Raw genomic sequence first — 6,257 nt, 5'->3', positions numbered from 1 at the left:
CGCACCCGCACCCCCAATCCCGCCACCCCGATGGGCGAGCACATCCTCGGGGTCGCCAGCGCCCTGTTCTACGAGCGCGGGATCCGTGCCGTCGGGGTCGACCTGATCGCCGACGAGGCAGGCACCACCAAGAAGACGCTGTACGACCGGTTCGGCTCCAAGGACACCCTGGTCGCTGCCTACCTCACCCGGCGCGCCGAGCGCTGGCAGCGTCTGGTCACCGAGCGGCTGAGCAGCACCCACCGCATCGGTGTGGAGCAGGTGCTCACCGTGTTCGAGGTGGCCGAGGAGTGGTCGGCCGGGGCGGAGCGCGGGTGCGCGTTCGTCAACGCCTGGGCCGAGCTCGGGGTCGCCGAGCACCCGGCCCACGAGGTGATCCGCGACGAGAAGGCCTGGATGCGCAGCCTCTTCCGGCAGATCCTGGTCGACGCCGGCCACCCCGACCCCCAGCGCGCCTGCGGCCAGCTGCAGCTGCTCTACGAGGGAGCGCTCGTCGTCACCAGCGCGGGCGGGCGGCCACAGGCGTTCCGCAGCGCCCTCGAGGCCGCCGGGACCCTGCTCACGTCGGCGGGCACGCCGTCACCTCGTCCCCCACGCTGATCCGGCCGGACTCCAGCACCCGGAAGATCGTGCCGCCGCGGCGGCGCAGCGCCTCCTGGGCGCCGCGGCCGATCGTGTCGTCGAGCAGCTTGCAGGGCGCGGCGACGCGGACGACCTCGAGCAGCACGTCGCCGATGCGGAGTCGGGTGCCCGGGTCGCGCGGCACGTCGCCGTGGCTCAGCGTGAGGTTGCGCCGGGTCAGCTCCGCCGGCACGGGCGCGCCGTACACCTTCGCCGCCTCGGCGAGCGCGGTGGCGCTCTGCACGCTCACGTGCCGGTGCCTGGTGCCGTGGTAGCGGTCACCGACGATGCCCTTGCCGGCCTCCACCTCGACGGAGTCCACCGACCTCATCGGCAGGCGGGTCGCCTTGGCGGTGTGGATGGCGACGACGTGGGGGGCGTCAGCCACCGACGTGCGGGGAGCGGTGGCCGCTCACTGCAGGTAGCCCTCGACCTCGCCGACCGACCGCACGGTGGCCTCGTCGGGGTCCCGGTCGAACTCGCGCTTGGCGCGGCGCTGGCGCAGGAGGTCCCAGCACTGGTCGAGTGCCTCCTCCACGTGCCTCATCTCCGCCTGCTCCTCCTCGCGGCTGAGCTCGCCGCTCTGTCGCTTCTCGCGGAGCTCGTGCTCACGGTCGACGAGGGTCTGGACGCGGCCGAGGATCTCGTGCTGGTTCATCCCACCCACGGTACGCCGATTCCACGCGGTGGGGGCGGCGGCTGAGCGTGCGTGGCCTGCCGGAGGCGGGCACACACGGCCGTGCCAGAGTTGGGGGCATGACCGAGTCGAGCCCTGCCCCCGCCCCTGTCGTCGTGGTCACCGGTGCCAACGGCCTCGTCGGCTCCCGAGCCTGCGCCGCCCTGGTCGAGCGCGGGGCGACCGTGCGCGCCGTCGTACGCCGCCCCGGCACCGCCCCCGAGCTCCCCGGCGTGGAGGAGCGGGTCGGCGAATTCCCGGACCCCGACTTCGCTTCGTCCGTGGTCGAGGGGGCGACGGCGGTCGTGACGACGGTGCACCCCATGGGCAGCGACCGCGAGACCCAGCACCGGGTGGGCGTCGAGGGCACACCGGTCATCGCGCGGGCGGCGGCCGACGCCGGCGTCGAGCGGCTGGTGCACGTCTCCACCGCGGGCGTCTACGACCGCTCCCCCGGGGTCGGCGACGTCGACGAGTCCTCGGCGCTGGTGGGTGACGACGGCGGCGCCTACTCGGTGACCAAGCGCGACACCGACGCCGCCCTGGCCGACATCGACGGGATCACCCGCGTCCTCGTGCGCCCGCCCGCGATCCTCGGCGCCGGCGAGAGCTCGATCTGGAACACGCTCCGCCCGGCCGACGTCCGCGACGACGAGCAGGCCCGCCACGCGCGGCCGCAGCAGAGCTTCGCGTGGGTGCACGTCGACGACCTCACCGCCCTCATCGCCGACCTCGCCACCGGACGCGTCGCGACCTCCGACGACCCGGCGACCGGCCCGGTCGCCGGCGGCTGCACCGTCGTCAACGTCGCCGCCGGGCCCGCCACGCTGCGCGACTACCACGAGACCGTCACGGAGGCCGTCGGCGTCGACCCGGTCTGGGAGGACGGCCCCGCCTGGACCGGCCGGATCCTCGCCGACCGCGCCCGCGGCTGGGGCTGGACGCCGTCCGTCGGCCTCGACCAGGCGCTCGCCGAGATCCGCGACGGCCTGGGCGAGCCCGACACCTTCGCCCCCGACGAGATCGTCCACCAGTCGGCGCTCCAGCTGTGGGCGGCCGCCCAGACCGACTGGGACCCCTACGAGGTTCCGCCGAGCGAGTGGACCGACCCCGTGCCGATCCGCGACGAGGACATCGCCGTCGACACCGTCCTGGACATCGAGGTCGTGCGGGAGTCGCTGCGCCGCCTCGACGGCACGCGGCTCGTGATCGGCCGGGACGCCGGCAACCTGTCGGTGACCGCGCCGATCAGCGACGGCAGCGCGCCGTAGCCCTCGGCGGACGGGCCACTGCCGGACACGTCTGCGCGATGTGCCGTCGGGTACCGGTGCCCCATGATGAGACGGGCGCTGTGGCAGGGGATGGTGGCAGGCGCGGTGGGCGCCGCGGTGATGACGGCCGGGGAGAAGCTGGAGCAGCGGCTCACCGGTCGCCCCGACTCCTACGTCCCGGCCCGCGTGCTGGCCCGGCTCACCGGACTGCCCGAGCGTCCCCCGCGCCAGTCGCGAGGGTTGAACCTGGCGATGCACTACGGGCAGGGAGCGCTCGCCGGTGTCCTGCGATCACTGATGGCTCAGGTCGGGCTCCGGGGGCCGGTCGCGTCGGCGAAGTTCGCGGTGCTGAGGCTGACCAACGACCAGATCCTGGAGAACGCGACCGGCGTCGGGGCCCCGCCCCAGACCTGGCCGCGCCAGGAGCTCGTCGCGGACGTCGTGCACAAGGCTGTCTACGCGTTCGCGACGGGGCTCGTCGCGGACGCGCTCGCCGCGAAGGACGGCCCGGGACCGGGGCAGCGGCACGCCGCCGTGTCGCCCGGGCGCCACGCACGCGTCGGACCCCTGCCCCGGCAGCAGGCCTACGGCCGCTGACCCGGCGCCGCGGCCTAGGGGTCGTCCGTAGGGGGTGTCCGGGTCAGCCGACGTGCCAGTGCCGGCGGATGAGCTCGGCGCGCGCGTCGTCGTTCTTGGCCGACTTCCTCACGAGCGCGGCGTCGTCGTCCGCCCGGAGCCGGTCGAGCACCGCGTCGATCAGCTCACGGGAGAAGACGCCGTCGGCCTCGAACGAGGCCCGTTCGCTCTCGAGGGCGTCGGCTGCATCGGCGCACGAGGACGGCAGCTGCTCGAAGTCGTCGTGGTCGGCGGTGCTGAGGCGGGCGGCCAGCTCCAGGCTGTCGGGGTCGGTCAGCCCGCGTCGGGCCGCGACGGCCATGCCGGCCAGGAGCAGGTGGACGTCCGCCGACCCGTCGGCGAGCCGGAGCTCGACCGTCTGGGGATGGACCGCAGGCTCGGGGATCGGCTCGGAGCTCTGGGGGTTGGCGTGGGCGACCATGCCGGGCAGCACGTGCCCGCCCCAGGCCAGGGGCACCCGCACCAGTCCGGTGCGGTCGGTCTCGCCCCAGGAGATGCCCTCCGGCGACTCCTCACCCTCGGTGAAGCGCAGGAAGGACGTCGGCACGGTGTTGCCGAAGGCGGTCAGCGCCTTGGCCGCCGACAGGTAGCCGGCGATCAACCGCCGTCCGGTGTCGTTGATGCCCTCCTCGCCCATGATCGCGCTGGCGCCGTCGCGCACCAGCCTGCTGTGGACGTGCAGCCCGCTGCCCGCTCCGCCGCTGCTCACCGAGGGCGCGAAGGTCACCTCCAGGCCGTGTCCGTGGGCGACCTCCCGCACGACCCACTTGGCCATCACGAGGGCGTCCGCGGCCTGCTCCACCGGCACCGGCCAGAACTCGATCTCGTGCTGCACCAGCTGCCGCTCGTCCTCGAGGATGTTCCCGACCTCGCCGTGGGCGTACTTGAGCCTGATGCCCATCGCGGAGAGGTGCCCCAGGACCTGCTCGCGCACCTGCTGGCCCTTGGAGAAGGGCGCGGACTCCTGGTAGCCGTGCTCCTCCTCCACGGGGTAGATCCGCTCCACCTCGCCGACGAGGTAGTACTCGAGCTCCCCGAACGCCTCGAGGACCATCCCGGTCTCCTCCACGAGCACCTCGGCCGCCCGGCGTACGACCTGCTCGCGCGCGTACGGCAGGGGCTTGCCGTCCTCGCCGTAGAAGGAGCACAGCACGTCGAGGGAGGGCCGCTCCCCGAACGGGTTGAGGAACGCGGTGCGATGACGCGGCACGATGTAGACGTCACTGGCCTGGCTGTCGGTGCCCGGGAAGATGCTGGAGCCGTCCACCCGCTCACCCTTGGTGAGCACGTCGACGAGGTGCTCGCGCGAGTCGACCGGGAAGGCGAGCGTCTTGAGCCGGCCGTCCCCTCCGACATAGCGCAGGTTCACCTGGCGCAGCTCAAGCTGCTCCACGGCACGGACCAGGTCGCTGCACGTGAAGTCGGCTGCCGGCTTCTCGAGCAGGCGCACGAGCGGGTGGGGTTCGAAGACGTCGTTGGGCATGCCCCGTGTCTACCAGTCGTCGCCACACGAGCCGGCCCCGCCGATGGGACCGCCGACGCGAGGTCCGTCCTCGTCGAAGTCGATGCGGCGCGCGTGCATCTCGCGGCGCGTCCTGGCTGCGTTCCACGAGTGGAAGACGATGACGTCGTCTCCCTGGGGATCCACGGTGAGCGAGTTGTGCCCGGGCCCGAGGAGGTCGCCGGAGGTCCGCAGGAGCGGCGGGGCCGACTCGGGCGCCGGGGACCAGGGGCCGAGGGGCGACTCCGCGACGGCCCAGGTGACCGCGTAGCCCTCCCCGGTCCACGCCCCGCCGGAGTAGGTCATCCAGTACCGGTCGCGTCGACGTACGACCGAGGGGCCCTCGAGGGTGTGCCAGTCGTAGACGGCGCCGTGCATCTCCCGGCCCCGCTGGTAGATCTGCCAGTCGGCGTTCGGCCTCAGGACCTCGACGATCGGGCCCAGCCCGGTCATGGCCTCGAGCGGGGCGACCGCCAGGTGGGTGCCGGGCCGGTCGGACTCCAGGACGTCGCGGGCGAAGAGGAGGTACCAGCGGCCGTCCGCGTCCTGGAAGGGGTGCGGATCGATCGCGAAGCGCTCGTCGGGGGTGAGGTTCAGGCCGAGGTCCGAGAACGGCCCCACGGCGTGGTCGGCCACGGCCACCCGGAGGTGGTGGCCGGCGATGTCATGGCCGACGGAGTAGAACATCCACCAGCGCCCGTCGGCGTGGGCGACCTCCGGCGCCCAGTAGTCGGTGCCCAGCGCTGGATCCGCCCGCTCCAGGGCTCCACCGTGGCGGCGCCAGGTCAGGAGGTCCTCGGACGTGAGCACCACGAACTCGCGGCCGTCGTCATCCTCGGAGCGGCCGGGGCGCGTGCCGTAGGCCACGTAGCCCTCGTCGGTCCTGAGCACGAAGGGATCGGCGAAGTAGCCGTCGTAGAGCCTCATGCCCGTGTCCGGCCGACCGGCTGCGGCAGGCGGGACGCCGTGCCGGGACAGGCGGTGTCGGACACCGCCGGGTGCACGACCGAGCGGTCGCGGCCGGCCTTCGCAGCGCCCGTGGTCACGCCGCCAGTTTCGCACGGGGCGGGCGCACCCACCAGGGTGGTGAGCCGGCTCCGCGGCTCCCTCCGGGCCTCACCGGACGAGCTGGTCGGGGGCGGTGGTCAGGGGTGGCGCCCTCGTGGATGTCCATGCCCCACGCCACAGCGCCACTGCACCGACGAGCACGAGCGCCGACCCGAGGGGCGACGTCGTCGCCATGCGCGGGAGGTGCCGGAGCCGGGCGATGCGCCGCCGCGGCTCCGGGGGTCGGGCCGCCTGCGGGTCCGGCACGCGGTGGGAGAGGCAGGCCGCGAGGGGCGGCACGGTCGAGGAGACTTCCCTGGTCGATGTCGAAGAGCCCGGCAGCCGTTCGACGTACCGGTGACAAGCAACCCCCAACCAGCAGGAGTGATGACGATGCCGCGATTCATGGGATTCGTGAGGATGGAAGAGGGCGTCGGGACGCCGCCGCAGGCGCTCTTCGACGCGATGGACGCCCACATCGGCGAACGGGCCGCCGCGGGGGTGT

General features: G+C 73.6%; 7 protein-coding genes. 3 read left to right on the top strand and 4 right to left on the bottom strand.

Features of this window, described 5'->3' with window-relative positions:
- Positions 1-600 (top strand): TetR/AcrR family transcriptional regulator (locus tag QZX64_RS10150; RefSeq protein WP_366558539.1); only part of this gene is annotated, 600 nt, incomplete at its 5' end.
- On the opposite strand, the gene QZX64_RS10145 is transcribed toward QZX64_RS10150, so the two are convergent.
- Complete coding sequence (locus QZX64_RS10145; protein WP_295659131.1) at positions 560-1,009, bottom strand: MOSC domain-containing protein; 450 nt, start codon at positions 1,007-1,009, stop codon at positions 560-562. The two genes, QZX64_RS10150 and QZX64_RS10145, sit on opposite strands and share 41 nt — an antisense overlap.
- A gap of 24 nt (positions 1,010-1,033) precedes the next feature.
- Entirely contained in the window at positions 1,034-1,279 is a 246-nt protein-coding gene (locus QZX64_RS10140; RefSeq protein WP_295659129.1) for a DUF2630 family protein, read from the bottom strand.
- 98 nt (positions 1,280-1,377) lie between these two features.
- Between QZX64_RS10140 and QZX64_RS10135 the strand changes: the two genes are divergently transcribed.
- Positions 1,378-2,568 carry an NAD(P)-dependent oxidoreductase gene (locus tag QZX64_RS10135; RefSeq protein ID WP_295659127.1) on the top strand — a complete coding sequence of 397 codons (1,191 nt, stop codon included), beginning with the start codon at positions 1,378-1,380 and terminating at the stop codon, positions 2,566-2,568.
- 63 nt (positions 2,569-2,631) lie between these two features.
- Positions 2,632-3,165, top strand: coding sequence for a hypothetical protein (locus QZX64_RS10130; protein ID WP_295659124.1), 534 nt, complete (start codon positions 2,632-2,634; stop codon positions 3,163-3,165).
- A 43-nt stretch (positions 3,166-3,208) separates the two neighbouring features.
- On the opposite strand, the gene QZX64_RS10125 is transcribed toward QZX64_RS10130, so the two are convergent.
- The gene (locus QZX64_RS10125; protein WP_295659122.1) at positions 3,209-4,687 is read right to left on the bottom strand and encodes a glutamine synthetase beta-grasp domain-containing protein; all 1,479 of its coding nucleotides are present in this window, start codon (positions 4,685-4,687) and stop codon (positions 3,209-3,211) included.
- A 9-nt stretch (positions 4,688-4,696) separates the two neighbouring features.
- Positions 4,697-5,632 carry a glycoside hydrolase family 43 protein gene (locus QZX64_RS10120; protein ID WP_295659119.1) on the bottom strand — a complete coding sequence of 312 codons (936 nt, stop codon included), beginning with the start codon at positions 5,630-5,632 and terminating at the stop codon, positions 4,697-4,699.
- Positions 5,633-6,257 lie beyond the last annotated feature (625 nt).

Source organism: uncultured Nocardioides sp. (assembly GCF_902805925.1).
Classification (GTDB): domain Bacteria; phylum Actinomycetota; class Actinomycetes; order Propionibacteriales; family Nocardioidaceae; genus Nocardioides.
Note: the sequence above shows the minus strand (reverse complement) of the source record. Positions and strands in the feature narration are given on the sequence as shown.